General features: G+C 71.2%; 24 protein-coding genes and 2 pseudogenes. 7 read left to right on the top strand and 19 right to left on the bottom strand.

All coding sequences use genetic code 11. The annotated features are described in order from the left end of the window. Nucleotides 1-2,598 carry a PEP/pyruvate-binding domain-containing protein gene (locus IEZ06_RS37280; RefSeq protein ID WP_189238874.1) on the top strand — a complete coding sequence of 866 codons (2,598 nt, stop codon included), beginning with the start codon at nucleotides 1-3 and terminating at the stop codon, nucleotides 2,596-2,598. Between the two features lie 25 nt (nucleotides 2,599-2,623). Here the strand turns inward: IEZ06_RS37280 and IEZ06_RS23620 are convergent, their stop codons facing one another. The 6 genes from IEZ06_RS23620 to IEZ06_RS23595 form a co-directional block, all read right to left on the bottom strand. Next, nucleotides 2,624-2,893 carry a DUF1876 domain-containing protein gene (locus IEZ06_RS23620; protein ID WP_068900978.1) on the bottom strand — a complete coding sequence of 90 codons (270 nt, stop codon included), beginning with the start codon at nucleotides 2,891-2,893 and terminating at the stop codon, nucleotides 2,624-2,626. A gap of 103 nt (nucleotides 2,894-2,996) precedes the next feature. Continuing rightward, nucleotides 2,997-4,022, bottom strand: coding sequence for an Acg family FMN-binding oxidoreductase (locus IEZ06_RS23615; protein WP_189238873.1), 1,026 nt, complete (start codon nucleotides 4,020-4,022; stop codon nucleotides 2,997-2,999). A gap of 211 nt (nucleotides 4,023-4,233) precedes the next feature. After that, nucleotides 4,234-5,364 carry a site-2 protease family protein gene (locus IEZ06_RS23610; RefSeq protein WP_189238872.1) on the bottom strand — a complete coding sequence of 377 codons (1,131 nt, stop codon included), beginning with the start codon at nucleotides 5,362-5,364 and terminating at the stop codon, nucleotides 4,234-4,236. A 90-nt stretch (nucleotides 5,365-5,454) separates the two neighbouring features. Further along, nucleotides 5,455-7,749 (bottom strand): heavy metal translocating P-type ATPase, encoded by a 2,295-nt coding sequence (locus IEZ06_RS23605; protein WP_189238871.1) that lies wholly within the window; start codon nucleotides 7,747-7,749, stop codon nucleotides 5,455-5,457. 142 nt (nucleotides 7,750-7,891) lie between these two features. Further along, nucleotides 7,892-8,401 (bottom strand): CBS domain-containing protein, encoded by a 510-nt coding sequence (locus IEZ06_RS23600; RefSeq protein WP_189238870.1) that lies wholly within the window; start codon nucleotides 8,399-8,401, stop codon nucleotides 7,892-7,894. Beyond that, nucleotides 8,401-9,285, bottom strand: coding sequence for a universal stress protein (locus IEZ06_RS23595; RefSeq protein WP_189238869.1), 885 nt, complete (start codon nucleotides 9,283-9,285; stop codon nucleotides 8,401-8,403). The genes IEZ06_RS23600 and IEZ06_RS23595 overlap by 1 nt, the downstream gene beginning before the upstream one ends. Here IEZ06_RS23595 and IEZ06_RS37515 point away from each other — a divergent pair. Together IEZ06_RS37515 and IEZ06_RS36545 are read left to right on the top strand one after the other, a co-directional pair. Continuing rightward, nucleotides 9,284-9,997: pseudogene (locus tag IEZ06_RS37515) on the top strand (sigma factor-like helix-turn-helix DNA-binding protein); the annotation flags it as partial. The gene IEZ06_RS23595 and the pseudogene IEZ06_RS37515 sit on opposite strands and share 2 nt — an antisense overlap. Before the next feature lie 67 nt (nucleotides 9,998-10,064). Then, a complete protein-coding gene (locus IEZ06_RS36545; RefSeq protein ID WP_203872137.1) occupies nucleotides 10,065-10,307 on the top strand; it encodes a hypothetical protein in 243 nt (80 codons plus the stop codon). A gap of 27 nt (nucleotides 10,308-10,334) precedes the next feature. Here the strand turns inward: IEZ06_RS36545 and IEZ06_RS23585 are convergent, their stop codons facing one another. After that, a complete protein-coding gene (locus IEZ06_RS23585; RefSeq protein WP_189238868.1) occupies nucleotides 10,335-10,646 on the bottom strand; it encodes a sulfurtransferase TusA family protein in 312 nt (103 codons plus the stop codon). Beyond that, on the bottom strand, nucleotides 10,643-11,299 hold the full coding sequence (locus IEZ06_RS23580; protein ID WP_189238867.1) for an ArsR/SmtB family transcription factor: 657 nt from the start codon (nucleotides 11,297-11,299) through the stop codon (nucleotides 10,643-10,645). Before IEZ06_RS23580 ends, IEZ06_RS23585 begins: the two co-directional genes overlap by 4 nt. A gap of 58 nt (nucleotides 11,300-11,357) precedes the next feature. Here IEZ06_RS23580 and IEZ06_RS23575 point away from each other — a divergent pair, with 58 nt between their 5' ends. The 3 genes from IEZ06_RS23575 to IEZ06_RS23565 are packed head-to-tail and all read left to right on the top strand — an operon-like array spanning nucleotide 11,358 to nucleotide 15,021. Beyond that, entirely contained in the window at nucleotides 11,358-12,701 is a 1,344-nt protein-coding gene (locus IEZ06_RS23575) for an MBL fold metallo-hydrolase (protein WP_189238866.1), read from the top strand. Next, nucleotides 12,698-14,020, top strand: a complete 1,323-nt coding sequence (locus IEZ06_RS23570; protein ID WP_189238865.1) for an MFS transporter — start codon at nucleotides 12,698-12,700, stop codon at nucleotides 14,018-14,020. Before IEZ06_RS23575 ends, IEZ06_RS23570 begins: the two co-directional genes overlap by 4 nt. Next, nucleotides 14,017-15,021, top strand: coding sequence for a cysteine desulfurase family protein (locus tag IEZ06_RS23565; RefSeq protein ID WP_189238864.1), 1,005 nt, complete (start codon nucleotides 14,017-14,019; stop codon nucleotides 15,019-15,021). Before IEZ06_RS23570 ends, IEZ06_RS23565 begins: the two co-directional genes overlap by 4 nt. 200 nt (nucleotides 15,022-15,221) lie before the next feature. Here IEZ06_RS23565 and IEZ06_RS37695 read toward each other — a convergent pair. The 6 genes and pseudogenes from IEZ06_RS37695 to IEZ06_RS23535 form a co-directional block, all read right to left on the bottom strand. Further along, nucleotides 15,222-15,536, bottom strand: a pseudogene (locus IEZ06_RS37695) (class I SAM-dependent methyltransferase); the annotation flags it as partial. A gap of 78 nt (nucleotides 15,537-15,614) precedes the next feature. Further along, nucleotides 15,615-16,217 (bottom strand): TorD/DmsD family molecular chaperone, encoded by a 603-nt coding sequence (locus IEZ06_RS23555; protein WP_189238863.1) that lies wholly within the window; start codon nucleotides 16,215-16,217, stop codon nucleotides 15,615-15,617. Continuing rightward, the gene (locus IEZ06_RS23550; protein ID WP_189238862.1) at nucleotides 16,214-18,775 is read right to left on the bottom strand and encodes a molybdopterin-containing oxidoreductase family protein; all 2,562 of its coding nucleotides are present in this window, start codon (nucleotides 18,773-18,775) and stop codon (nucleotides 16,214-16,216) included. Before IEZ06_RS23550 ends, IEZ06_RS23555 begins: the two co-directional genes overlap by 4 nt. A gap of 10 nt (nucleotides 18,776-18,785) precedes the next feature. Then, nucleotides 18,786-19,688 (bottom strand): NrfD/PsrC family molybdoenzyme membrane anchor subunit, encoded by a 903-nt coding sequence (gene nrfD, locus IEZ06_RS23545; protein WP_189238861.1) that lies wholly within the window; start codon nucleotides 19,686-19,688, stop codon nucleotides 18,786-18,788. Continuing rightward, nucleotides 19,685-20,302, bottom strand: a complete 618-nt coding sequence (locus IEZ06_RS23540) for a 4Fe-4S dicluster domain-containing protein (protein WP_189238860.1) — start codon at nucleotides 20,300-20,302, stop codon at nucleotides 19,685-19,687. Before IEZ06_RS23540 ends, nrfD begins: the two co-directional genes overlap by 4 nt. Nucleotides 20,303-20,780: 478 nt before the next feature. Beyond that, nucleotides 20,781-21,065, bottom strand: a complete 285-nt coding sequence (locus IEZ06_RS23535; protein ID WP_229798588.1) for a YciI family protein — start codon at nucleotides 21,063-21,065, stop codon at nucleotides 20,781-20,783. Between the two features lie 269 nt (nucleotides 21,066-21,334). Here IEZ06_RS23535 and IEZ06_RS23530 point away from each other — a divergent pair, with 269 nt between their 5' ends. After that, nucleotides 21,335-22,720, top strand: a complete 1,386-nt coding sequence (locus IEZ06_RS23530; protein WP_189238858.1) for an aminotransferase class V-fold PLP-dependent enzyme — start codon at nucleotides 21,335-21,337, stop codon at nucleotides 22,718-22,720. Between the two features lie 60 nt (nucleotides 22,721-22,780). Here IEZ06_RS23530 and IEZ06_RS23525 read toward each other — a convergent pair whose 3' ends face one another. The 5 genes from IEZ06_RS23525 to IEZ06_RS23505 are packed head-to-tail and all read right to left on the bottom strand — an operon-like array spanning nucleotide 22,781 to nucleotide 26,904. Further along, entirely contained in the window at nucleotides 22,781-23,131 is a 351-nt protein-coding gene (locus tag IEZ06_RS23525) for a DsrE/DsrF/TusD sulfur relay family protein (protein WP_189238857.1), read from the bottom strand. Next, nucleotides 23,128-24,000 (bottom strand): phosphonate ABC transporter, permease protein PhnE, encoded by an 873-nt coding sequence (gene phnE / locus IEZ06_RS23520; protein ID WP_189238856.1) that lies wholly within the window; start codon nucleotides 23,998-24,000, stop codon nucleotides 23,128-23,130. Before phnE ends, IEZ06_RS23525 begins: the two co-directional genes overlap by 4 nt. Then, nucleotides 23,997-24,767: a phosphonate ABC transporter ATP-binding protein gene (locus IEZ06_RS23515; protein ID WP_189238855.1), complete on the bottom strand. Its 771-nt coding sequence runs from the start codon at nucleotides 24,765-24,767 to the stop codon at nucleotides 23,997-23,999. The genes phnE and IEZ06_RS23515 overlap by 4 nt, the downstream gene beginning before the upstream one ends. Further along, nucleotides 24,764-25,675: a phosphate/phosphite/phosphonate ABC transporter substrate-binding protein gene (phnD, locus tag IEZ06_RS23510; protein WP_189238854.1), complete on the bottom strand. Its 912-nt coding sequence runs from the start codon at nucleotides 25,673-25,675 to the stop codon at nucleotides 24,764-24,766. The genes IEZ06_RS23515 and phnD overlap by 4 nt, the downstream gene beginning before the upstream one ends. Beyond that, the gene (locus tag IEZ06_RS23505) at nucleotides 25,672-26,904 is read right to left on the bottom strand and encodes an acyl-CoA dehydrogenase family protein (protein ID WP_189238853.1); all 1,233 of its coding nucleotides are present in this window, start codon (nucleotides 26,902-26,904) and stop codon (nucleotides 25,672-25,674) included. Before IEZ06_RS23505 ends, phnD begins: the two co-directional genes overlap by 4 nt. Nucleotides 26,905-26,922: the final 18 nt, after the last annotated feature.

Genomic DNA, 26,922 nt, shown 5'->3' with positions numbered 1-26,922 from the left:
ATGACCAGTACAAACTGGACCGAGTGGGCCGTCGTCGGCCGGTTGACCGATCCGGGCGTGGACGATCCCGCGCTCTCGGGCGGCAAGGGCGCGAACCTCGCCGCGCTGGCCCGGTCCGGTCTGCCGGTCCCGGACGGCTTCGTGATCTTCACGGCCGCATACCGGCGCTTCGTCCGCGAGCGGGGGATCACCCCGATCATCACGCAGGTGATCGACCGTCTCGGCGGCGATCCCGGCGGCATCGACGCGGCGTCGGCCCGGCTGCGGCGGGCCTTCGAGGAAGGACCGGTCCCCGCATGGCTGCGCGAGCCGCTCACGGGCGCCTACGCCGCGCTCGGCCGGGGAGCGGTGGCGATCCGCTCCTCCGCCACCGCAGAAGACCTGCCCGAGGCCAGCTTCGCCGGGCAGCAGGAGAGCGTGCTGAACGTCGCCGGTACGGCGGACCTCTGCGATGCCGTACGGCGCTGCTGGTCCTCGCTGTGGACGGCCCGGGCCCTGGCCTACCGGCGCCGGCACGAGATCGGCCACGAGCACGCCGCCATGGCCGTCGTGGTGCAGCGCATGGTGCCCGCCGACGTCGCCGGGGTGCTGTTCACCGCCGATCCGCTGTCCGGACGGCGCGACCGCATGGTGATCGAGGCCGCGGCCGGGCTGGGTGAGACCGTGGTGAGCGGGCAGGTCACGCCCCAGCGGTGGGTCGTCGACGCGTCCACGCGGGCGGTGCCGACCGGGCCGAACCGGCCGCCGGCGGGGCCCGGGGACGTGGCGGGCCGTGCACTGCTGGACCGCGATCAGCTCGATGCCCTGGTCGATCTCGGCGCTCGGGCCGCGGCGCTGTTCGGCCGCCCGCAGGACGTGGAATGGGCCGTGGCCGCTCGAAGCTGCCGACTGCTGCAGTCCCGGCCGATCACCTCCCTCTTCCCACTGCCCGCTCCGCCGCCGGAGGACGGGCTGCGCGTGTACATGCCGCTCCTCCTCGTCGGCCAAGGCATCACCGAGCCACTGACACCGGCGGGCACCGCGTTCTTCCGCGCGCTGGCCGCCGGCTGGCTGCCCCGCTGGGCCGCCGGATCCGGCCGGCGATACGGACCGGACGCATCAGCGTGGCTGCCGGTGGTGGCAGGACGCCTCTACGGCGACGTCACCGTGCTGCTGCGGCGGCCCTGGCTGGCCGCCCGGGTGCTGTCGGGCCTGGAGATGAAGGACCCGGCCACCGCCGCCGTGCTGCGGGAGTGGCTCCGGCGCAACACCGGCCGCCTGCCCCGCACGCACGGCCCGCTACCGGCCCCCGGATCGGCGGCCTGGCTGCTGGGAGTGCTGTCACGTCTGGCCGCGGTGGCCGTCGCCCCGGCCCGCGCCCGCCGCCGCACGCTCGCCGCAGCCGAGCGACGCCTGGCCGAGCTGGTCCGGCGGGAAGCCGAGCTGTCCACGCCGCTGCAGCGGATGGAGTTCGTCGAGCGGACGCTGCCGTCGCAGGCGCTCGACCTGGTCGTCGATCAGCTTCCCCTGGTCTACGCCGAGCTGCTGATCAGGAGGGGAGCCGAGTGGCTGATCGAGCGATGGCTGGGCTCCGCCTCGGTCCTGGAACCGGCCGGCCGCTGGCTGCCGCACGACCCGACCACGGCGATGGGCGCGGAACTGGCCCGGCTGGCGCGGAACTACGGCACCGCCGGTGTCGAGCCGTCCCCTACCGATCCGGGGATCGAGGCGTTTCTGGCCTCCTACGGTCACCGCGCACCCGATCGGGAGATCGACCTGGGCCTGCCGCGCCTCGCCGACGACCCGGCCTACGTGATCGAGTTGATCCACGCCTACCTGCAGGCGGGTGAGCCCGGGCGCACGTCGGCCCGGTTCGAGAGCGGCGCCGGGCAGGCCGCCGCGGCGGCCGGGGAACTGGTCACCGCGGTGCGGCGGGTCAAGGGGCCGCTTCGCGCCCTGGCCCTGCGGGGTCTGCTCGACCGTTACCGGGAACTCGGCGGCGTACGTGAACGGCCCAAGTTCGACCTGGTCCGCGTGATCGCGCTGGGGCGACGCGTCCTGCTGGGCGTCGGTACGGCGCTCGCCGCGCAGGGCCTGCTCGACGACGCCGACGACGTCTTCTTCCTCGATGCCGTGGACGTGCGTGCCGCGCTGGCCGGCGCCTCACCGCAGTTGCGGGCGGTCGCCGCGGCGAACCGGCGCGAGTACCGGCGGGAACTGCGCCGCCGGGCCGTTCCGCGCCTCCTGGTCAGCGATGGTGAAACCGTCTACGGGCCGGCCGTCCCGGCCGGGGGCCCGGCGGATCTGGCTGGGACGGCGGTCTCACCGGGGGTGTACGAGGGGCGGGCGCGGGTGGTCGACTCGCCGGTGGGATCGGGGCTGCGCCCGGGAGAGATCCTGATCGCCGCCAGTACCGACCCGGGATGGACTCCGCTGTTCCTGATCGCCGGGGCGCTCGTCATGGAGGTGGGGGGAGTGATCTCCCATGGGGCGGTGGTCGCCCGGGAGTACGGGATCCCGGCCGTGGCCGGTGTCGAGGAGGCGACGACACGCCTGCGCACCGGGCAGCGGATCCGCGTGGACGGAGAGAACGGCCTGGTCACGGTCCTGGAGCGTTGACAGGAGGAGAGCGGCTACGCCGACTTCACCATGATCTTTCTGGAGGGGAGGGTGCCGTGACCTGGGCGAGGTCGCGGGAGGTCGTGACGAGCAGTTTGTTCGTCAGGTCGGCCAGCGCGCGGGCGACCGCGAGTTCGTCGCCGATCTCAGGGATCGGGTAGTCGGCTGGATTTCGGTGAGAGTGCCCGAGACCGGACAGGTGATCGGTGTCCCGGGTGGTCAAAACCGCTCGGGCGGAGGTGTCGTCTCCGTCTTCGGTGATGTAGATCTGCACGGTCCACTGCTTGGCTTCCATGGTCGGCGACCTCCGTTTCAACGGGTACGCGCGGCTCTTGGCGTTGTCGCAGGTGCCGGGCCTGCTCGCGCGCTTTCCGGTCCGATGGACGGCGGCAGCGGGTTCACCCCGCGCCCGGTGCTCCCGGCCGCGGGCCGGGGTCCTCCTCCAGGGTCTCCGCCAGCGGGCGCCGGGCCGTGGGCGCCTCGTCGAGCGCGACCCCCAACCTCATGATCATCTGCGGGTGTTCTCCCGAGCACAGCTCCTGGCGCAACACCTCCCGCAGCAGCGGCATCTCCAGCGCCTGGGTGTGGAAGGCGGCGCTGACCCCGTAGGCGGAGGCGTGCAGCAGCATCCGCTGCAGCGCCTGGCCCGCGCAGATCCACGCCTGCCGTGTGTCGTCCGGCGTGGTCAGCACCGCGACGGTTCCCGTCGACGTCGCCATGCGCTGGTCGGCGTCGCCGCCCCAGCCGTGGCCGTCGGCGTAGTCCCGCTGCGCGAAGTGCGGCTCCGTCGTGGCCGCCTCCCGCGGGTAGGCGTCGGCGGGTACCCCGTCGGCGCGGGGGCTTGCCGGCGGCCGGGCCCAGCGCATCACCTCCAGGCTGAACCTCCGGTCCTGGGACTGGATCTCCTGGGCGGCCGCGGTCAGTGCCGCGAGCACGCGCACGGCCGCCGGTGAACGCACCACGGTCAACGTGGCGCCTTCAGCCGCGGGCTGGGCGACGAGCTCCTCCAGCAGCTCGTCGGAGACCGGCACGTCGCTGAAGCCCGCCCGATGGGTGCGCCGCCGCTCGATCTCGGCGCGCAGCAGCGCGGTGTGCTCGTCGGCTGCGACCTGTGGACCGGGCCGGACGGTCGCCAGCAGCGAGGGCCGGTCCGGGTCGGGCAGCACCCGCACCAGCGGCTCGTATCCCGCCGCGCGCAGCGCGATCCGCGCGTTGAGCAGCGCCGCGCCGCAGCCGATCAGCATCTCCCGGCCCGTCTCGTCGCCGAGCCGCAGCTTGCGGTCGGGGTCGGCGCGTACGCAGAGCTCGTCGCCGCTGACGGCGAACGCCCACGGCTGCGTGTTGTGCACCGACGGCGCCCAGGCCGCCGCCTCGGCGGCCGCATGCAGCACACCGGTGATCTCCGGTGCGATGTGGGTCTTCATGGCTTCACCTCCTGTCGGGAAGCTCGGGACACGTGACCGTTCACCGCCGTCCCGTGCCTGTCTTCCACTCTTTCAGACCGGCTTCGGCCGACGGCCGCGGGGCAGCCGTGTGCGGTTCCGGCCCCGCTGCCGACGGCCTTTCACCGTGCCGTCTTGTGCGCCGATCCTGTGCTCCGGCGCGCACGGTTGCGGGTTCCATCGGGTCCGCAGATCACGCGGCTTCGGTGGGGTGTCGCAGGACTGCCTGGCTGAGGATTCTGCCCAGGTCGGCGGCGGTGACCATACCGATCACGTGGCCGGCCTCGACGATCAGCGCGACCGGTTCCCCCGGCGGCGCGGGACGCTCCAGGATCCGCTCGGCGGGCTCGTCGGGAGCCAGGACGCGCTCGGCGGGCAGCGGGCGGGCCAGCTGCGCCACGCGGACGGCGGCGCGCCGTTCCGGAGCCAGGGCCGCGATCGCCTCCAGCGAGACGGAGCCGACCGGGGCACCCGAGAAGTCCACGACCGGAAAGACGCTCTGCCGTGATCGCAGCGCCACCGAGGCCGTGAAGTTCTCCAGGTCGAACCACGCAGGAGCCAGATCCGGGTCGCCGGCCATGACGTCGCGCATGCGCAGCCCTCGCAGCCCTTCGCGTGCGGTGCGGGTGACCGCCTCGCTGCGGGCGGCACCGGTCAGAAACCAGCCGATCAGTACCGTCCACAACCCGCCGAGCAGCGACCCCAGCATCGCCTGCACGATGCCTGCGGCGACCAGGACCAGGCCCAGCCGCTCCCCCGCGGCCGCGGCCGTCCGGTCGGCGTGAGCACGGTCGCGGTAGCGCCACCACAGCACCGCGTGCAGCACCCGGCCGCCGTCCAGGGGAGCGCCCGGTAGCAGGTTGAACACCCCGAGCACGGCATTCACCACCGCCAGCCAGGCCAGCGCCGCCTCCAGGAGCGGAGGCCCGCCCACGGCGAGCATCACCAGGAAGGCCGCCCCGGCGACGGCCAGGCTGGTGAGCGGGCCCGCGGCGCTGATCTCCAGCTCCGCCCTCGGCGTTCGCGCCTGGCCGTCGAGTTCGGTGACCCCGCCCAGCATCCACAGCGTGACGGACCGCACCGCGATGCCGCGACGGCGGGCGACCAGGGCGTGGGCCAGCTCGTGGGCCAGCAGGGAGGCGAAGAATACCGGCGCCGTCACCGCGGCGACGCTCCAGTACAGCTGCGCCGCCAGCCCCGGCACGGCGGCCGGCAGCACCGTGGTGCCCAGAACCGCCGTGACCATCGCCACGATCAGCAGCCCGGACCAGTGGATCCCGATCGGGATCCCGGCCACGCGTCCCAGACGCAGACTCGGCTTCATACCTCCACGCTCCCCTTTCCAGCACCGCAACGGCACCGCCACCTGGTCCCGGATCGGCGGGACCTCGGTCATACCGGGCCGGATGCACGCTCAGGCCGGTGCGCCGGCGGCGAGCGAGAAGTAGGCCTCCTCCTCCTGGTCGAAGTGCAGGACCAGCACGGCGTGCAGCCCGTACAGGCAGGCGCGCAGGTCGTCCAGCTGTTCGGCGCGGAGCCCGCCGTCCTCGGCCAGGGCCAGGTGCCGCTCCAGCCGGCGCACCAGCCGCTCGATTTCCGCGTGCGCCCTGCTCATGGTCATCGTGACCTCCGGCCCGCCGAGCGCCCTGCCCATCGCCGGATACAGCCGCCGCTCCTCGGCTCGCTCGTGCGGCAGCAGCCGTTCGGTGAGGAACGTCCGGACCTGCTCCAGCCGGCCGGGGACCTCCTCCACGAGCCGCCCGTCCAGTTCGTCGGCCGTCTGCCGGATCAGCTCCAACGCCGGCCGCAGCTCGACGTGCTCGACTTCGAAGCGGCGCAGCAGGTCCTCGGTCTCGGCGTCCACCGCCGTCCGGGTCCCCCGGGCGGGACGCAGCGCCCGCAGCGCGTTGAGAATGACCGCTACGTCGATCATCTCCTGCAGCAGGGCGCCGGCCGCGGGCGGCAGCTTCCCCGCCGCGGCCACGACCATGGCCAGCAGCGACAGGCCCATCCCGGCGGCGGCGCTCTGCACGGCGATGCGGCGGGAGCGGCGGGCCACGTCCATGGCGTCGGCGAGCCGGTCCAGCCGGTCGGCGGTGAGCACCACGTCGGCGGCCTGCGTGGAGGCGGCCGAGCCGCGGGCCCCCATCGCCACGCCGACGTCGGCCGCGGCCAGCGCGGGAGCGTCGTTGATGCCGTCGCCCACCATCACCGTGACGGCCTGGGCCGCCTCCTGGCGCACCGCCCGCACCTTCGCCTCCGGCGTCTGCTCGGCCAGGACCCCGTCCACGCCGAGCACCACGCCCACGCTCTCGGCGACCTCGGCCCGGTCGCCGGTGAGCAGCACCACCCGGCCGATCCCGGCGGCCCGCAACCGCCGTAGGGTCCGGGCGGCGTCGGAGCGTACGGCGTCACGCAACAGGACCACCCCGGCCGGCTCACCGTCCACCGTCACCCAGACGGTCATGGCGCCGTCGAGGGCGGCCCGGGCCCGCTGAGCCCGTTCCCACGGCGAGACGGGCCGGCCCGCTCCCGTGCGCGCCTTGCCGACCTGGACCCGCTGCCCCTGCACCCGCCCTTCGGTGCCGGCGCCCGGCTTCTCGCGAACGCCGTCGGGACGGGGCAGGCGGAGCCCGCGGCCGCGGGCCGCACGGACGATCGCGGCGGCCAGCACGTGCGAGGAGACCTGGTCCACCGCGGCGGCCAGGGCGAGCACCTGATCGGCAGTCCGGCCGGGCGCGGCCACGACGTCGACCACCTCGGGCCGGCCGACGGTCAGCGTGCCGGTCTTGTCGAGGATCAGCGTGCGGGCGTGCCCGAGCCGCTCCAGCGCCCCGCCGCCCTTGACCACCACGCCGCGCCGCGCCGTACGCGACAGCCCGGAGGCGATGGCGGCGGGCGCGGCGAGCAGCAGCGGGCACGGGGTGGCGACCACCAGCACGGCCACCGCCCGCACCGCCTCACCTGATGACCACCAGGCGATCCCGGCCAGCGCGAGCGTGACCGGCAGGAACCAGGCGGCGAACCGGTCGGCGAGCCGCACGACGGGGGCGCTGCCGGTTTCGGTCTGCCGGGCGAGCCGCACGATCGCGGCGTAGGTGCTCTCGGCGGCGGTCCCGACGGCCCGCAGGTCGAAGGCGGCGCCGGCGTTGACCACGCCGCTGCGTACGCCCTCCCCCGTGGTGCGTTCGACCGGGAGCGACTCCCCTGTCAGCGCCGACTCGTCCAGCAGCGCGGTGCCGGCCTCCACCGTCCCGTCGACCGGTACGGTCTCCCCGGCGGGGACCAGCAGCAGGTCCCCGGGGCGCACCTGCTCGGCGTCCACGGCCTGCGGCGCTCCGCCGGTGTACCGGTGCGCCGAGCGCGGGGCGCGCTCGTACAGCGCGGTCAGGTCCCGGCGCGCCCGGCGCAGCGCGTGCTCCTCCAGCGCCCGGCCGGTCGCCAGCATCACCCCGATCACCGCTCCGGCCAGGTACTCGCCGACGGCCAGCGCTCCGGCCAGCGCGAGCACGGCGATGGCGTCCACCCCCAGGCGTCCGCCGCGCAGCGCCGCAGCCACCCACCAGGTGGCGGGCACCAGCGCCACACCGGTGACCAGCGCCCACGCCGCATCACCGGCGGCAGACCGGCCGGCCAGGTGCAGCAGGGCGCCGGCGAGCAGGCCGGCTGTGGTGCCCGCCAGGAGCGTGAGCGTGCCGGGTCGTTTCATTCCGTTCCCCTTCTGCGGCGGAGCCTGCCGAGGGGCACCCGTCTCGATCCGCGCCGTCGAACCGCGTGACGATCGACGCAGGAAGCCGAACGGCCCGCTCAGCGGAAGACCGGCAGATGAAGCTTTCTGCGGCGTTTCGCCGTCACGCCTGCGGGGCGTGCGGCAGGACCGGTACCAGCCGGAACATACCCGTCATCGTCTCCGACGGCCCTTCCTCCACGGTGATCTGCCCGGCCACGGCCCGCAGCACATCGGTGGCGGTCACCATCCCCACCACGATGCCGCCCTGCCCGAGAACCGGGACCGTATCCGTGCCCGCCCGCACCACCGGAATCGCGTCGATCCCCGCCCGGAGCATGGCCGCCGCGGCATCGGCCAGGCGCGCATCCGGCGGGACATGCGGACACCGCTGCCCGCCCAGCAGATCGCCCACCCGAACCCGTGACTGCTCGGCCGGCCCTCCCGACCAGGTGGCGGCCAACTCGGCACGGCTCAGTACCCCGCGCAGACCACCGCCGTCCTCCACCACCGGCAGATGGTGGAGGACGGCACGGCGCATGATCTCCCAGGCGATGAGCGGCGACTCATCCGGTGTGACCGTCACCAGCGTGCGGCTCATCACCTGCGCGACCGTGAAATGGCGGACGTCCATCAGGCCTCCCCTCGGACCCGCACCACCGCGACGGGGCAGCGGGCATGGTGCAGCACCCCGTGGCTGACCGAACCCAGCATCGCCGAGCCGAGCGCGCCCAGCCCTCGCGACCCGACGACGACCAGGTCGGCGTCCTTGGCGGCGTCGCAGATGGTCAGGACCGGGTGGCCGCAGACCACCGTCCGCTCCACCTCGACCTGCGGGTACTTCTCCTGCCAGGGCAGGAGCGTCTGCTCGGCGACCTGCCGCTCGGCGGCCGACAGGTCCTCGACCAGCCGCGTGTAGGCAGTGGAGCCCGGCCCGAGGACGGGCATCTGCCAGGTGTGGACCGCGTGCAGGCGGGCACTCCGCCGGACGGCCTCAGCGAAGGCGTAGCCCAGGGCGGCGTCCGAATGCTCGGAGCCGTCGAACCCGACCACGATCCGGCCACGGACCCGCTCCGGTACATCTCTGACGACCACGACCGACCCCGCCACCTGGCCGGCCACGGCCAGGGAGACCGATCCGAGGACCAGGCCGGTGAACCCGCCCCGTCCGCGACTGCCGACCACGACCTGCTCGGCGTCCTCGGCCTCGCGCCGCAGGATCTCGGCCACCCGGCCGGTCTTCAGCACGGGCTGCACCTCGATGCCTGGCGCGTGCTCGCGCGCCGTATCCGCCGCCGCCTCGACGACGCCCCGGCAGTGCTCGCTCACCGAGTCGCGGAAGCCCGGCGGCGTGTCCAGCGGGATGTCGTAAGCCCACGGCTCGCACACGTGCACGATCCGCAGAGCGTACCCGCGCCGCGCGGCGTCTACGGCGGCCCAGGCGACCGCGGCGGTCGAGGCAGGCGAGCCGTCCACGCCCACCACCACATGCACCGATCTGGCCTCGTGCGCTGCCATGTCGTCCTCCTTGGCTGCCTTTTTTCCATCCGATCACCGCGTGGCAAGCTCCGCATCGGCCGGAAGGCCTGGGCGTCCGGGGACCTTGGACCCCTGTGGTGACGACACCGCCGCAGGCGACTTCGGCATCGTGTCGGGATATGGGCTCCTGCCCTGGTTTCTTCCCCGCCTGACTGAGAATGCGCTCAGCATGACCGGCGTTGGCGATCGGCTCCCGGACCGCCCCAGGCCATCTGCCTGTTCATCGCCGACCAGCCGTTCTGGGCCGCCCGGACGCACGCCGCCAGCGCGGTCACTGTGCCTTCTCCTGCAGCGCTGCCTGACCGCCGACGGGCTGGCTGCGGCGATCCGCCAGGCCGACCGCGCCATCGCGGCCCAAAACGACCCTCTGGGCGAGTTGAATCGCTCCGACTTCGGTGGAGCGCTTGGTCTGCCCCGGAGCGCGCAGATCGCGCTGACGTTGCGGGTGGTGTGCGGGTTGAGCATCGCGCAGATCGCCGCGGCGTTCCTGGTGCCCGGGACCACGGTGGTCCAGCGCATCACCCGTGCCAAGAAGAAGATCACCGAGGCCGGGATCCCCTACCGGATCCCGGCGGGTGAGGAGTTGCCCGGACGGCTGGGCGACGTGCTGGCGGTAGTCAGCCTGCTGTTCAACGAGGGATATCTGTCCAGCACCGCCGAGCGCGCCCAGGCGCGGGACCTGGTCGACGACGCCGAGTGGCTGGCCGCGTTGCTGGTGAATCTGCTGCCGAAGGAGCCGGAGGCGGCCGGGCCTGGCATTGATCCGGCTGCACCGGGCCGTCGCGGTGCGCTACGCCTGCGGACCCGGGGCGGCGCTGGCCGAGCTGGAGCAGCTGGGCGGGGCGCTGGAGCGCTATCCGCTCTTCCACGCCACCCGTGCCGAACTGCTGCGGGCTCTGGACCGTCACGCCGAGGCCAGGGCGTCGGACGCGCAGGCGCTGGAGCTGACCGCCAACCCCGCCCAGCAGGCGCTGCTGGAAGAGCGGCTGCGCTGGAAGTGACCCGGTCCCGGCATTCCGGCCGCCGCTTCAGCGGTCGCCGCAATGCCAGGGCCGGTCGGCCGCGGTGGAGCGGGCCTCGGCGGCCGCCGCCAGGGCGTAGGCCGTGCGAGGAGCATACGCATCGGTGGGGCCGAGGTAGGCATGGCCGGTCAGGTGGCACCAGGCGGGCAGATCGATCGGTGCGGCCGGATCGGCCGCGATCAGGTGCACGACGGCGCCCGGGGCCAGGCTGGTGACCAGCCGTCTCAGCTCGATCAGCAGCTGCACGCACCGGCGGTCCCCGCCGTCCAGCACCACCGGCGCCCCGCCGTCCCGTTCGCCGCAGACCGGCTCGTTCATACGGCCACCGGCAACTCGGCCAGGCGCCACTCCAGCATGCCGTCGGCCAGGCGTGCGGCGCGGCGGCCGCGGGCGGTCAGCTCCCGCACCGCCTCATGGGCCATCACGCAGTAGGCGCCCCGGCAGTAGGCGACGATCCGCCCGTCGGCGGGCAGTTCGGCCAGCCGGTCGGCGAGCTCGTCCAGCGGGATGGAGAGGGCGCCGGGGATGTGCCCGGCGGCGTACTCGGCGGCGGGGCGCACATCGATCACCGTCACCTCGCCGGCCTGGATGCGGGCCTGCAACTCCTCACGGGTGAGCTGCTCGCCCTCACCCGGTCCCAGGTAGGCGGCGCGGGCACGCTCGACCTCCGCCAGATGCGCGGCGGCGACGCCTCGCAGATGCGCCCAGAGCGCCGCCACGTCGGCGCCGGCCAGCCGGTAGAAGACCTTGGTGCCCTGCTTGCGGGTGGTCACCAGCCCGGCCTGGCGCAGCACTTGCAGGTGGCTGGAGGCGGTGGTCAGCCCGAGCCCCGCCGCGGAGGCGAGGGCCTCGACCGAGCGCTCCCCTTGGGCCAGCAGGTCCACCAGTTCCAGCCGCTTGCCGCTGGCCAGTGCCTTCCCCACCGAGGCGAACGCCTCGAACAGCGCCGTCTTGGCGGCCGTGTCACCCATTTGACAATCCTCCAAATATCTCTGGAATACTGTAGCTATTGGAGAGCGGAGAAGCAACATGATCATTCCGATCGTGGACGAAGGCCTCGGCAACTCGTCCTACCTGGTCGACCTCGGTGACGGCCGGGCCCTGGCGGTGGACGCGAGCCGGGACCTGCGCGCCCTGCGCGCCGCCGCCGCATCACACGGCCTGACGGTGGCGTTCGCGGCCGACACCCACCTGCACGCCGACTTCCTGTCCGGCGCGACCCAGCTGGCCGCCGACGAGGGCGCGAGCGTGCTGGCCTCGGCCGCCGGGATGCGGGCCTTCGACCACATCGGCCTGGCCGACGGTGACGAGATCGACCTGGGCGGCCTGAGGTTGCGGGCCCTGGCTACGCCGGGGCACACCGGCGAGCACCTGGCGTTCGTCCTGCTGGACGGCACGAAGCCGATCGGGGTCTTCTCCGGCGGGTCGCTGATCGTCGGCTCGGCCGCCCGCACCGACCTGTCCGGACCCGAACAGACCGAGATGCTGGCGCGGGCCCAGTACCGCTCGCTGCGGCGCCTGGCCGCGCTGCCGGACGAGACCGCGCTGTGGCCCACCCACGGGGCCGGCTCGTTCTGCTCGGCCCCACCCGGCGCGCGGCGCACCTCCACCATCGGCGCCGAAAAGGCCGCCAACGCACTGCTGCAGGCACCCGATGAGGACGCCTTCGTCGCCGCGCTGCTGGGCAGCCTGGGCAGCTTCCCGCCGTACTTCCTGACCCTGCCCGAGGCCAACCGCATCGGAACGCCCGTCCTGGTCGGCGAACCCCGGATCATGGAGTTGGAGGTCGAGACGGTCCGAAGGCTGCGGGCCGACGGCGCGGTCATCGTCGACGTGCGGCCGGCGCGCGGCTTCGCCGCCGCACACATCCCTGGGGCGCTCTCCATCCCGCTGCGGGCGCAGTTCGCCTCCTGGCTGGGCTGGCTGCTCGATCCGGCAGCCCCGTACGTCATCGTCCGCGACCCCGGCCAGGACCCCCGGGAGATCGCCTGGCAGGCCGCGAAGATCGGCTATGAGGCGTGTGCCGGGGAGCTGGTCGGCGGCATGAGCACCTGGGATGGCCCGACGCAGAGCATCGATTTGGTGAGGGCCGATCACCTCGACGGCTCGCGCGTGCTGGACGTGCGTCAGGACGCCGAGTACGCCTCCGGGCACATCCCCGGCGCCGCGCATATCGAGCTCGGCTCCCTGCCCGCCCACGCCGGCGGCGTGCCGGACGGACCGGTGGTGGTGATGTGCGGGCACGGCGAGCGCGCCATGACCGCCGCCAGCCTGCTGGCGCGCACCGGATACCGCACGGTGCGGGTGCTGGAGGGCGGGCCCGACGACTGGGCCGCAGCCACCGGCCGGACGCTGGCTGAGGGCCGGGCATGAGCGCGCCCATCCCCGCCCCCCGAAACACCGGCAGCACTGGCGGCACCGGAGACACCACCGGGGGCACTACAGGCGCCGAGTCGGGCATCCGGCTGGGCCTGGCCGCCAACCTTCCCCAGTTCGTCCTGCTGGTCGCGGTCAACGCGCTGGTCGGCGGCATGCTCGGTCAGGAACGCATCACGCTGCCGCTGCTGGCCGAAACCGTCTTCGGCCTGTCGGCCCACACCGCGGCGCTGACCTACATCCTGGCCTTCGGCGCCACCAAGGCGATCACGAACTTCTTCGCCGGCACCTGGTCGGACGCTTTCGGCCGCAAACCCGTGCTGATCGCCGGGTGGCTGATCGCGCTGCCGATCCCGGCCATGCTGGCCTGGGGCCCGTCCTGGGGCTGGATCATCACCGCGAACGTGCTGCTGGGCGTCTCCCAGGGCCTGACCTGGTCGACGACCATCATCATGAAGATCGACCTGGCCGGGCCCGCGCGGCGCGGCCTGGCCATGGGCTTCAACGAGGCCGCCGGCTACCTGGCGGTGGCCGCCACCGCGCTGGCCACCGGCTACCTGGCCGAGCAGTTCGGGCTGCGCCCGGCGCCGTTCCTGCTGGGCGCCGCCTACGCCGCCCTCGGCCTGGGCCTGTCGGTGCTCATCGTGCGCGAGACCCGCGAGCACGCCCGGGCCGAGGCCGCCACCCACCCGACCGGCGGCCACCACCACGCCGAGCTGTCCACGCGGCAGATCGCCTGGCGCACCAGCATCAGTGACCGCTCGCTGTCGGCGGCCAGCCAGGCCGGGATGGTCAACAACCTCAACGACGCTCTGGCCTGGGGCGTCTTCCCGCTGATCTTCGCCGCCCGGGGCCTGAGCGTGGCCGAGATCGGGGTGCTGGGCGCGCTGTATCCGGCCGTCTGGGGGCTGGGGCAGATGGCCACCGGCTGGTGGTCCGACCACGTCGGCCGCAAGCACCTGATCACCGCTGGGATGCTCACCCAGGCCGCCGCCATCGCCTTGGTCGCCATAGGGAAGACCTTCACCGTATGGGCGGCCGCCCAGGTGCTGCTCGGCGTCGGGACCGCGCTGGTGTATCCCACGCTGCTGGCCGTCATCGGCGATGTGGCCCATCCGGCCTGGCGGGCCCGCGCGGTCGGCGTCTACCGGCTCTGGCGCGACGGCGGTTTCGCCGTCGGCGCGCTGCTGGCCGGGATCATCGCCGACCTCTGGGACCTGGAAGCGGCCATCTGGACGGTCGCCGCGCTGACCGCGGCCTCCGGACTGGTGGTGGCGGCGCGCATGACCGAGACCCACCCGGAGAAGAAGCGATGAGCCATCCCACCCTGGCCGGAGGGCCGATCTACCTGGACTACAACGCCACCACCCCCGTCGACCCGGCCGTGCTGCAGGCGGCCCTGCCCTACCTGGCCACGCATTTCGGCAACCCCTCCAGCGCCCACGCCTACGCCCACGCCCCGCGCGCGGCCTTGGCACGGGCGCGGATCCAGCTGGCCGACCTGCTCGGCGCCCGGCCGGAGGAGATCGTCTTCACCGGCGGCGGCTCGGAGGCCGACACCCTGGCCATCCGCGGCGCCGCCCTGGCGCGGGCCGACGACGGCGCCCGGCGGCAGATCCTCACACTGGCCACCGAGCACCCGGCCGTGCTGCAGGCCTGCCGGAGCACCGAGCGCGACGGCTACCTCACACGGCTGCTGCCGGTCGACGCCTGCGGCCGCCTCGATCCGGCCGACCTGCGGGAGGCGCTGGGCCAGGACACGGCGCTGGTGTCGATCGCCTATGGCAACAGCGAGACCGGCACCCTGCAGCCGATCCCCGAGCTGGCCGCCCTGGCCCGCGCCGCCGGGGCGCTGTTTCACACCGACGCGGCCCAGGCCGCAGGCAAGGTGCCCATCGATGTGGCCGCGCTCGGCGCCGCCGCCGACCTGGCCGGTCGCGAGCTGCCCGGCAGCCGCATCCGGCTGGCCGATCTGCGGGACCTGCTCCAGACCGAGCTGGAGCGGCTGCTGCCCGGCCGCGTCCATCTCAACGGCCACCCCACGATGCGGCTGCCCGGCACGCTGAACGTCAGCATCGACGGCATCGGCGGGCGGGCCCTGCTGGCCGCCGTCCCCGAGATCGCTGCCGCCACCGGCTCGGCCTGCCACGAAGGCACCGATGTCGTCTCGCCGGTGCTGACCGCCATGGGCCTGCCCGAGCAGCGGGCGCGTTCGGCGCTGCGCCTGTCGCTGGGCCGCTGGAGCACCGAGGCCGAGGTACGGCGGGCCGCCGCGCTGCTCGCGCGCGCCGCCGATGCGCTCCCATCACCTGGTTGACGGTCAGCGGCCACAGCCGTTCCCCGCGTATGGAAGGAGAACGGGGTACGGGCCTCGGGCAGCAAGAACCGCTCCAGCGCGGTGATGGTGAACCCGGCCCGCTCGATCATGGCGACGGTGTCACGGCCGGTGTGACAGCCGCCGGCCAGGCGCGGCCAGACGGTCGCATCCAGCAGCCGCTGCAGGCATACCATGCCGGGCGAGCCCGCGCGCCCGTGCTCCAGGAACCGCAGCTGCCCGCCCGGCCTGAGCACCCGCCGCGCTTCGGCCAGCGCCGCATCGACCTCCGGCAGTGAGCACAGCACCAGGCAGAACACCACCGCATCGGCGCTGCGGTCGGCGACCGGCAGGTCCTCGGCCACGGCCCCGGTGACCTCCACGGGAACCGGGGCCGCAGCGGCGGCCGCGCGGGCGATCTTTCGCAGCCGGGATTCCGGCTCGACGGCGAGCACGCCGGTGACGGCGGGCGGGTAGTGATTGCGAGCAGAACCTCCTGCATCGCCTTTCACAACCATGGGTGGAGGCAGGCCGACGCGCACCGGTCTCGGCGGCTGTTCATGATTTCAGTCGAGGTGGGGCCGACCCCGTAGGGTTCACTGCTCCAGCATCAACCGCGCAGTGAAACCCGCGACGCCCGCGTACGGCTCGAAACGAGCGGTCACATGTAGATCATTGAGAAAGGACGGAGCCCAGGCGAGAAGATGGTCGTCCATCAGCCGACGAACCGCATCCCGCGCCCGCCCTCGTGCCGACGTCCCAGCGAATGGCTCCGCGCATACATCCAGCAGGTGATGCAGTACGGCGAGACCGATCGCGAGATGGTCGTATGCCAGCAGGGGGTAGGCCGTCGGGATCACGGCCTCGACGCGATGGTGTTCCATGAACATCTTGATCCGATGCTCCGCGCGCCCCCCGATCACCGCCTCGCCCCGGTAGACCGACTCATAGGGCAGGCAGACCGGGCGCGGCCCCACGAACAACCGGCAGTACTCGGCCGAGAGCGTCTGGAGAGCTTCTTCCTCCCCCAGCGAGCGTGTTTCCGCTCCGATCAAGAGGGTCTCGGAGGCAGTCGCTTGGGCGTCGGCGGCCAGGAGCGTCCGGTAGAGCGGGCGATCGATCTCCTTGCCGAGAAGTCGGGACATCATGAGGAACACGTCACGACCGGCGATCAAGGCTCGCAGCTCCGGGTCTCTCACGCCCGGTCCTCGATCTTCCGGATGCTGACGATCGTGTCGTGGTAGGCCTGCTGGCCTGAGACCGGGTCAGGATAGATCGGCAGGATGTCGTTCTGCGGCACACTGAGGGATCCCGCCCACCAGACCCGGTCGGCGTCCCTGTCCGGCATCGGCTCGTGTCCGGGCAGGCCGGTGCGGTCGCGGCCATTGGTGGCCACCGGGCCGCCCGCCGTACGGCCGGCGTTGTGCGATATGGCGATCACCGAGGGATGGACGCCTTCGGTGACATGGACGCGGGTGTGCAGAGTCCCGAACCGGGAGCCGTCTCCCCTGGGCACCTGGTCGTCACGCGGGCGGAAGCTCGTCACCTCGATCCAGTCTCCGTGCCGCAGTCCCAGCCGGTCCGCGGTGGCGGTGTTGATCCAGGCGGGATTGGTGTGGACGATCTCCTGCAGCCATTTGGACTGCATGGTCCGATGGGCGTTGTGCACGTTCCACTTGAAGCTGATCATGATGAGCTGGTCTTCGGCGAGTCCCCCCCGGTGGGCGGGAATCTGCTCGTAGACCGGGAGCGGGGAGATCGTCTTGTCGGCTTCGCTCCCCTTGTCCGCCACGAACTGGCTGTGAACTTCGAGCTTGCGAGACGGAGTGGAGAATCCCCGCCGGGCCACACCGCCGATCATGATCCCGATCGCCTGCAGCTCCCCCGTCTTCGGGTCCGTTCCGTTGTAGATGATCCCGGTCTTCTCATCGGTCTCGCTGCCGCGCAGTTCCTTTTCGCTGAGGACCCGCTCATAAGGGGCGTAGTTGGGAGTCTTGGCCGGGTCCTGCCAGACCCCTGCCGTCCGCATGTGCGCGAACCCGCCCGGAACCGGGCGGAAGTACTCCTCGAAGTACTCCTCTTCGGTTCGCCAGGGGAAGTAGCGCTCCATGCCGTCGCCTATGCGGCGGGCCAGTTCCGGGAAGATCTCGCGCAGGTCCTTCGACTCCCCCAGAGGGCCGACCACGGGTTGCCGCAGCCCGACGTAGTCGACGAGCCCTTGTGGCGGCCGGGAGTCGATGTCCCATCGTTCGAGATAGGTCGTCCAGGGCAGCACGATGTCGGCGAGGTTCGATGTCTCGGAGGGCATGACGTCGATGCATACGTGGAAGGGAACGAGCTCCTCGTCCGCCAGTACCTCCCGGACCAGGTTGGCCTCCGGCCATGACCATGCCTGATCGCAGTTGTAGGTCATGAGGGCCGAGATCCGCTGCCGGCGCTCTTTGATCCAGAGGTAGACGATTTCACCGACCCGCATCTTGTTGTTCTGCCAGGCATTGGCCAACGGCCAGTCCTTGGCTTCCGCGATCAGGCTCCGGGCGGTGGGTTTGTCGGGGACGGGAGCGGGCTCGGGTATCTGCTTCTTGTCCCAGGCGCTCTGGGGATGCCAGCACCAGCCGCCGATTCTGCCCATGTTGCCGACCAGCGCATTGAGCACAGTGATCGCGCGGTCGTTGTAGAAGCCGTTGCGGTGGGCGGCCGATCCTCGGTTGCAGATCGTGGTGCACCGCGGCGCCGCTTCGGCGAACTCCCGGGCGATACGCCGGATGTTCTCGGCAGGAACGCCGCTCTCGGCTTCCGCGCGTTCCGGCGTGTACTGCCGGACATGCCGGGCGTAGTCGTCAGCGGAGTAGTTCGACCATGTGTCGAACCACTCCTTGTCCCACAACCGTTCGGCGCAGATGACGTTCGCCATGGCCAGAGCGATCAGGCCGTCCGTTCCCGGCTTGACGCAGAACCATTCGTCGGACAGCGCGGCGGTGTTGGACAGCCTCGCGTCGAACGTGACGATCTTCGCGTTGTTGTGCTCGCGGGCACGCATCATGCGGATGGCCACGGGGATGTGCCCCTGGTGGGCTTCGGCCCAGTTGCAGCCGAAGTTGAGGATGTAGCGGCTGTTTTCGAAGTCTCCCAGGTCCCAGTCGGAATCCCCGATCGTGGCGAGGATGGCGGCCCTGCGGTTGAGGGAGCAGAGGGCGCGGTGGTTGAACGCCGAAGGGGTGCCGAAGGCGTTGAGGAACCGGCTGACGATGTCGGATGAGCGGTTGCGGCCCTGCTGGAAAGCGAATTCCTCTGGGCGGCCACTCTGCCTGATGACACGTAGCCGATCGGCGATCTCCGTGTACGCCTCTTCCCAGGAGATGCGTCGCCATCGTCCCTCACCGCGCTCGCCCACGCGCTTGAGCGGGTGAAGCAGGCGGTTGGGGTCGTACAGGATGGAAGGGCCGGCCACGCCTTTGGCGCAGATCGAGCCTTGACTGTTGGGATCGGCGGGGTTGCCTTCGATGGTGAGGAGCCGGCCGTCCCGTACGTTGGCGATGATGCCGCAGGCGGTGGTGCACATCTGGCACATGGAGGGGATCTTGTGCACTGTACCGATGGTCTTCCCCGGATCGACCGCGACACCGGTGACGTGATCGATGATCTCTATGGCTCCCAGTCCGGCTGCCGCCGCACCGGTGACCATTCCGATCCGCAGGAGGTCACGGCGGGTCAGCGTCCACGAGGAGCCTGCAGGACGGTGATGCTCGCTTGACACGATCGATTCCTCACTGACCGACGGCGAAGAGCAGGTATCGGGTTGCCGCGGCGCCGGCCAGCACCGCGGCGGCACTCACGAAAACGGCCTCTCGGCGCGTGCGGAAGAGCAGCAGTCCCACCATGGGAACGGCGATGCCGCCCGCCACCACGACGCCCCAGAACACCGCGGCCGACCCTCCGGTGAGGACCTCCCCGGCCAGAAGCCGGTCCGGTGCTCTTCCCGCCAGCGAGAGCATCTCGAACAGCAGCGTGACGGCGAAGAATCCCAGCAGGAGGAGCAACGCCCGACGGCCGGCGCGAAGGAGTTCTCGTGTGCCGGGACCGGCGCCCAGCACGGAGACGGTGAGGAGAACCGCCGCCGTTCCCATGAGCAGCGCCGTGATGAGGAAGATCAGCGCTGAGCCGCTGCTGTCGGCGAGCGGTGAGGCCCACGATCGCGACAGCAGGGAAGCAGGGTAGACGGCGAGGGCGAAGCTGATGAAGACGACGATCCAGGCCAGGACAGAGCCGGTCTTCCTGCCTGCCACCATCGGCTCCGCCGCATTCGCGGACCGCCGACCGCGCTCGAATCCGTAGATGAGGACGGCGAGCAGGAACATCTTGGCGGCGATGAGCTTGGCTCCGACAGCGATGGGGGAACCGAGATTGTCGAATCGAGTGATCATCAAGTAGAAGCGCTCGGGGCGCCCCAGGTCGAAGATCAGGAGTACACTGATGAGAGCGAGTGCCCCCATCGCCCCCCACGCCCCGTAACGGTCGATGGCCGCCGCCTCCGAGAGGCGTTGTCGCCCCAGCCACCACGTCGTCAGCGTCACACCGCTGGGAAGGCCGACGAGGACGACGTAGGACGCCAGGAGCGGACCCCACGCCGCCTCGGGGAGAGGAGCTTGGGCAGGGGACGGCACCGTCATGCCCTCTCGCCCGGCAGGTCGACCGACTGATCCACCTGCACTCCCGCGTCGGCGATCAGGCCGAGCGCGTTTCTGGGGTCGATGTAGAGCACGCGGGGTCGTGTGCCCTCGCTTTCCTTCCAGACGGCGACGTCGTTCGCGGCGGCCTTCTTCGCGATCGCGCTGTCGGCGTCGTCCAGGTCCCCGAAGATCCGGCAGTTGGTGGGACACGCGTCGACGCACGCCGGTTGCCGCCCCTCCGCCGTGCGATGCGTGCAGAAGGTGCACTTCTGCGCAGCGCCCTTGTCGACGTCGACGTAGATGGCACCGTACGGGCAGGCCGACATGCACGCCCTGTTGAGATTGCAGTCGCCCGCTTCGATGGTGACCTCGCCGTCCTCGAGACGCACCACCGCCCCGGTCGGGCAGGCGTTGAGGCAGGGGGCGTCCTCGCAGTGATTGCACAGCACCGGGATGAAGTGCCGGGTGGCCTGCGGGTAGGAGCCGTGCTCGACGTATTTCACGGTGTCCCTGAAGACGCCGAGGGGAACGTCGAATTCCGCCTTACAGGCCACGGAGCAGGCGTGGCAGCCGATGCAGGTGTTCAGGTCGATGAGCATGCCGAGACGAGCCATGGAAGGTCTCCATCAGGGGAAGCGGATTCCGTGGACGACCACTCGGAATCACCGATTGTTCAGCTCGCAATGGACGATAGAGTCCGCAATTATCCGAAATTTCCCGTTTGCCGGATAGGGTACATAGGGAGCGTATGTCGCCTCTTCCGTTAGCGTCAACTGTCAGAAGGTCCGGCGGTTCGCGATATGGACCGGTCCCCGCTGGAGCCCGGTGGGGCCGGGTGACTCAACAATGAGCCGAACCGGCCAGGCGGTCTGCAGGGTCCAGGCCTCCCGCTCGGTCGACCATCGGCACGGCGGAAGCCGCGCAGCGCCTGGCACCCGTTCCCCGAGGTGAGGGTTCACAATTGGCGCAGTCCACGGCATGAAGACGGCCGCCCGGGCCACCGACTCCGGACTGCTCGCGGTGGTCGGGACGGGAAAGACGCGCGCCGGGTCGGCGTCCCGATGATCCTCCTCGGCCGTTCCGTCTGATCTCTCACCTGACGGGACGGACCTCGACCGTCGTGGCGCCCGGCCAGGTGCACAGCATGGTGAGGACTTCGTCGAGGCCGGCGGCGTCGACTTCGACGTAACCGCTGACCGCCTCCCGGTCCTCGCAGAACGGACCGTCGATCACACGAAGCCCCTCTTCGGTCCCCCAGCGCACCGTCGTGGCGGTTTCGACGGGCTTCAACCGGCGGAACGCTGTGATCTTGCTCGCGTGGGCCGCGAACCAGCGGTCGACCTTCTCGAACTGCAGGTCCCGCTCGTCGTCGTCCATCGCCTCCCACCTTCTTTCGGCCTGCTCTGCGTCACGGAACACAAGGGCGTATCGCATGTGGGCACCTCCACCTAAGAGACGAACGGCAAACACCGCATTTCGACAGATGAAGCGATCGGGTTCGAGCCTCAGCATCGATACGCAAGGCAAGCAATCACCAGAAAGGAGACAAATCGCTTACTTTAGATATATATAGTCAAATGATACGCTTCAGAAAAATATAGTCTCCTGGCGTCGGTCGCCGTGGAGGCGAGTGCACAGGAGGCGTTGTGACAGACCGGAATGTTCAAGCCACTTCGTGCGACGAACGCGGCACGGCCGGAAACGGAGTCGACCGGCGAGGGCTCCTGCTCGGCGGAGCGCTCGCCGGCGCCGGCCTGCTCTCGGCAGGCTGCTCGTCGGCGACGGCCGACACCCCGACACGCGAAGCGCGAGCGCAGACCCCGCGCCTGAACCCGCGCAGCTGGGAGTCGGTGCGCGCCCAGTTCCCCCTCACCCGGCGCTACGCCCACTTCTCCGCGTTCATGCTGGCCTCCCACCCCGCGCCCGTCACCGCGGCGATCAAACACTTCCGTGACGGCCTGGACACCCATCCTCAGCAGTACGGGCTCGGGATGGCGGACTTCCAGTACAGCGACGCGGTCAGGAAGGCCCTGGCCGGCTACATCGGCGCGAAACCGGAGGAGATAGCGCTCACCGACAGCACGACGATGGGGATCGGGCTGGTCTACCGCGGCCTGCGGCTCCGGGCCGGTGACGAAGTCGTGACGACCGAGCACGAGTTCTACTCCACCCACGAGTCCCTGCGCCTGCGGGCGCAGGCCGACGGCGTGGTGGTCCGCACGATCAAGCTCTACGACGCCCCGGCGGCCGTCTCCGCCGACGAGCTCGTGAGCCGGATCCGGGCCGCGATCACCTCCCGGACCCGGGCCGTGGCGGTGAGCTGGGTGTACTCGAGCACCGGGGTGAAGCTACCGGTCAAGCAGGTGGCCGCGGCCATAGCCGAGATCAACGCGAGACGCGACGAAGCAGACCGCGTGCTCCTCTGCGTCGACGGCGTGCACGGGTTCGCCGCCGAGAACGCGACGATGCAGGACCTGGGGTGCGACTTCTTCATGACCGGCACCCACAAATGGCTGTTCGGGCCGCGGGGAACCGGCTTCGTGTGGGGCCGGCCCGAAGCCTGGGCCCGGTTCCAGCCGGTGGTGCCGAGCTTCTCGATGCCCGCGTTCACCGGATGGCTGACAGACCAGCCGCCGAAGGGCGCGCCGGGAGACCTGGCGACCCCCGGCGGCTACCACTCCTTCGAGCATCGCTGGGCGCTGGCGAAGGCGGTGGAGTTCCACCGGTCCATCGGCCTGGACCGCATCGCGGCACGGGTCCGGTCTCAGGCCGACCAGCTCAAGGAAGGGCTCGCCGGACTGGCTCACGTGCGCCTCGTCACGCCGCGCTCCGCCGAACTGTCCGCAGGAATCATCTGCTGCGCCGTGCAGGGCCTGGAGCCCGAGGCGGTCGTCCAGAAGCTCGCAGCCGAGCACCGCATCTCGGCCGCCGAGACGCCCTACCGCGAGTCCTTCGTCAGATTCGGCCCCAGCATCGTCACCAGCCCCCAGGAAGTCGAGCGCGCGATCCGCGCGATGGCCGCTCTGGCCTGAGCGCGCACCGGCCGGGCGGGCCTCCACCGAGGTCCCCCGGCCGGTGTCGCTTCGCCGCCGTCAGACGCTGATGGTCCTATCCGCCCAGGTGGTCCACTGCGCCAGCTCCTTCATCGAGGAGCGGTGCGTTCCCACCGCCACGCTCTCCTCGCTGATGCCGCGCGCGTCCAGGCACGCGCCGCAGCAGCCGACTTCGGCCTCCTTGCCCACCAGGCCCCGGATCATGCTCGCGACGTTGTAGTAGCCGTTGGGGGTCTTGTGCCCGGCCGTCGCGGAGACCACGGCGTCACCGAACAGGAAGACCTTCACCTCGTTACCGTCTTCCTCCAGCATCTGCCTGGCCCAGCGGATGCCGTTGTAGGTCCGCTCACTGCCGTACGGCGGCTCATGCAGGACGAACAGGAACTTCATCTGGTGCTCCTTCCAAGGAGTGATCGAAGCGGGCGTGACGCGGTGTCGGTCACGCGCCCGGACGCCGCGCCCAGACGGCTCCGGAAGATCTTGGATATCCAGTCGACCCCGATGACGAGGATCACCACCGATGCCACCAAGGTGGCCAGTTCCTGGTAGCGGAACAGGTGCAGCGCGACTCCGAGCGCCTGCCCGATCCCCCCGGCTCCGACGAAGCCGATCACCACTGAGCTGCGGATGTTGCACTCCCACTGGTAGAGCACCTGGGAGGCGAGGTGGGCACGGCTCTGCGGGATGATGGCGAGCAGGGCCGTGGTCAGACGGGAGCCTCCGGTGAGCCGCATGGTCTCCACCGGAGCGGGGTCCACCGCCTCCAGCTGCTCCGAGCAGAGCTTGGCCAGCACGCCGGCGGAGTGCAGGCTGATCGCGTAGACGCCGGCCGCCGGCCCCAATCCGACCGTCGCCACGAACAGCAGCGCCCACAGAAGTTCGTGGACACTGCGCAGCATGGTGGCGATCCCCCTCGCGACGGCCGACAGCCAGCGGGGCGCTTGGACGTTGCCGGCCATCATGACGGCCAGAGGCAGGCCGATCACGGCTCCGAACACGAGCGCCGCCACGGATATCTGTACGGTCTCCACCATCGCGGCGGCGACCCGGGTGAGGAGCTCGGCGTCGAGATCGGGAGGGAAGAGTCCCGATACCATCTGGGCGGCCCCGGTCCTGCCCTCGATCAGGGAGGCCAGGCCGACACCGGTCCCGGAAAAGGACCAGACCACGACCGCGGTGATCACCACGGCCAGGATCCAGCGCAAGGGTCTCCAGGCGGTTCGGGACTGCCAGGCGAGGAGCTGGTCGTTCGATGTCATGTCAGCATCCCCTCAGGTGCGAACCTGCCGTAGATGCGCTCCACCTCTTCGGCGTCCGGCGGCTTGCCGTCGAAAACGATCTTCCCGTCCCGCAGGGCCACCACCCGCTCGAAGTTCCTGGCCACACCGAGGTCGTGCGTGGTCACCAGGAGGGTCGCGCCGGACCGCTGGAGGTGGTCGAGCGCGACGGCCGTGCGGACCGGGTCCAGGCCGGAGGTGCACTCGTCGGCGAGGATGAGGCGGGGACGGGTGAGCAGTGCCCGGGCGAGAGCCACCCGCTGCCGCTCTCCGCCGGACAGCCTCTCGACTCTCGCCGCGAGCAGCGGCTCGATCTCGTGCCGGTGGGCGAGCTCGCGCAACCGCCCGGCGAACCGCCGCGGAACGGCACCCACGAGTACGGCCGCCCACTCCGTGAGCCTCCACTCGTAGGCGGCCGCGGCGAGGATGTTGGTACGGGCGGTCAGTCCGTTGACCAGGTCGTCGCGCTGGCGTACGCAGCCGATGGACCGCCTCACCCGGGTCAGGTCGGCGCGGGAGCCGAAGGGGTCGATTCCGTCGGCTCTCACCGTCCCGCGTGAGGGGGTGACGGCCCCCACGACCACGCGCAACAAGGTCGTCTTGCCGGCCCCCGAGGGGCCGAGCAGAGCCACCTGCTCTCCGGGCGCCACGCTGAGACTCACACCGCCGAGCACGGGACGGTCAGCGAATCCGACATGGACGCCGGACAGCTCCAGGCCCATCGCCCGGCTCTTCTCCTCTGCGGTCATGGAGCCGTCAGGAGGCCGAGGTCCGTCGCCTGCTTGCGGACGTCGGCGTAGTCGGCGGCCGACACCTTCACGTAGGCCTTGGCGCGCATGAGATCCAAGAGCTTGGGATCGGACATCGCGGTGAACGCGTTGATCACGGCATCGCGGGTTTCACCGGTCAGATCCGGGCCGGCGACCCACGGGTAGCCCATCACTTCGCGGGTCTCCACGACTTTGAGTGCTCCCTTGGGAACGCTGCCCTGCTTTTCGAGACGGTGCAGGATCCGCAACTCGATGCCCCCGGCGTCGACGCTGCCGGAGGCCACCGCCTGCGCCGTAGCGTCATGCCCGCCGGTGAAGGTGACCGAGGCGAGTGGCGGGCACACGGTGAGGTCGCCGGTCTGGCAGCGTGCGCCGGCGTCGACGAGCATGACGCGGGGGTAGAGGCTGCCGGAGGTGGAGCTGACGTCTCCGAACGCGAACTTTCCCCCGGCGGCCACGACGTCCTTGGCCGACCGGAAGGAGGCGTCCGCCTTGGCCACGATCGCCGACAGGTATTCGGGGGTCCCGGTCTCCTGGTCGACCTCGGTGACGAGCGGCGTGACCTTCGTCTGGGCCTCCGCCTGGACGTAGGTCAGCCCGCCCAGGTAGGCGATGTCCAGCTTCTTGCCCGCCAGGGCGGAGACGACGCCGGCGTAGTTGGTCGCGACGAAGAGTTCGACGTCGGTCTTCAACCGGTCGGCGAGGTACTTGCGGAAGGGCTCGTAGTGGGCGCGCTGCGTCTCGGGTGAGATGTTGGGGATGATCCCGACGCGAAGCGTGCCCGGAGAGCCGTGAGCATGGGTCGCGCCTCCCGCCGAGCACCCGGTGGACGTCAACGCCAGGGCGGAGAGCACGGCCAGCGCCGCCCGCCATGCCGTCGCCGTCATCGGGTGCGCCCCTCGACGCCGGCCGGGGGCGTCCCCGGCATCTGCGGAGCGGCGACGGGCGCGACGGCGATGCCCAGCGAGCTCGCGCCGATCAGTTCCTTTCCGGTGCGGTTGTTGATGGGCATGACCAGCCCCGCCTGGACGTCGCGCCACATGCGTTCGAAGGGCTGGCCCCGCATATAGGCCGCTCCGCCCACGACGTCGAGGAGGCGCGTCATGATGGCGGCGGCGTTGTTCGTGCAGACGTTCTTCACGAAGGCGCAGCGGCTCAGCCCTTCCTGCACCGTCAGCTGGTCGATGAGGCGGTGGCTGGACACCTCGGCGGCGTGGCGCTCCAGTACGCTCCGGTTCACCTCCAGCATGATCTCCACGTCCGCGACGGCGTCCTGGATCCGGGGATCGTTTTCGAGGCCTTTGCGGCGGATCTGTCCCAGGGTCCATTCCAGCGCGCCCGCGGCGATGCCCGTGTACACGGCGCCGAAGCTGGGGGCGGTCCAGCAGATGATGGTCTCCAGGACCTGGGCGTCGAAGTGGCCGACCGGTATCGACTGGACGACGCCGTGCTCCGGCACGAACATCCCGTCGAAGACGACATCGTTGCTCTGCGTGGCCCGCATGCCCAGCGTGTCCCAGGTCTGCTCGATCGAGACGCCCGGTGCGGAGGGGTCCGCCAGCAGGATCAGCAGGCGGGGGCCGTTGTCGGGGTCGTCGTATCTGGCCGTCGTGGCCCACATGGAGGCGACGGCGCTGTTGGTGCCGAAATTCTTGCGGCCGGTGATCCGGTAGCCGCCCTCGACGCGGGTCGCGGTGGTCTTGGCGTCGACGAAGAGGTTGGAGGTGCCCATCTCGCTGGCGATCGCCGCCAGTACCAGCCGATCCTGCCCGGCCAGTTGCAACACCTGGGCGAGGGGCGGGGCGCCGGTGCGTCGCCAGGTCAACGCCCACGAACCGAGCGGGGCGACGTGCATGGCGTAGGACAGGGCGGTGGCGCCGTCGGCGCTCGCGAGCCGTTCGAGCACCAGCAGCATCTCCTCCTGGCCCGCGCCGAGTCCGCCCAGTTCCTCGGGCACCGTCAGCCGCAGAAGCCCGGCGTCGCGAAGATCACCGTAGTTGTCGAAGGGGAAGGTGTTCTCGCGGTCGTGGAGGGCCGCGCGTTCGGTGAACGCGGGAAGCACCTTGTCTGCCAGCGCGAGGAATCTTTGCTGGCGTTCGTCAAGGCAGCGGCGCATGTCGATCTCCTCGGAACT

Origin of the sequence: Planomonospora antibiotica, from assembly GCF_014647955.1 — a bacterium.
Taxonomy (GTDB): Bacteria; Actinomycetota; Actinomycetes; order Streptosporangiales; family Streptosporangiaceae; genus Planomonospora; species Planomonospora parontospora.
Note: the sequence above shows the minus strand (reverse complement) of the source record. Positions and strands in the feature narration are given on the sequence as shown.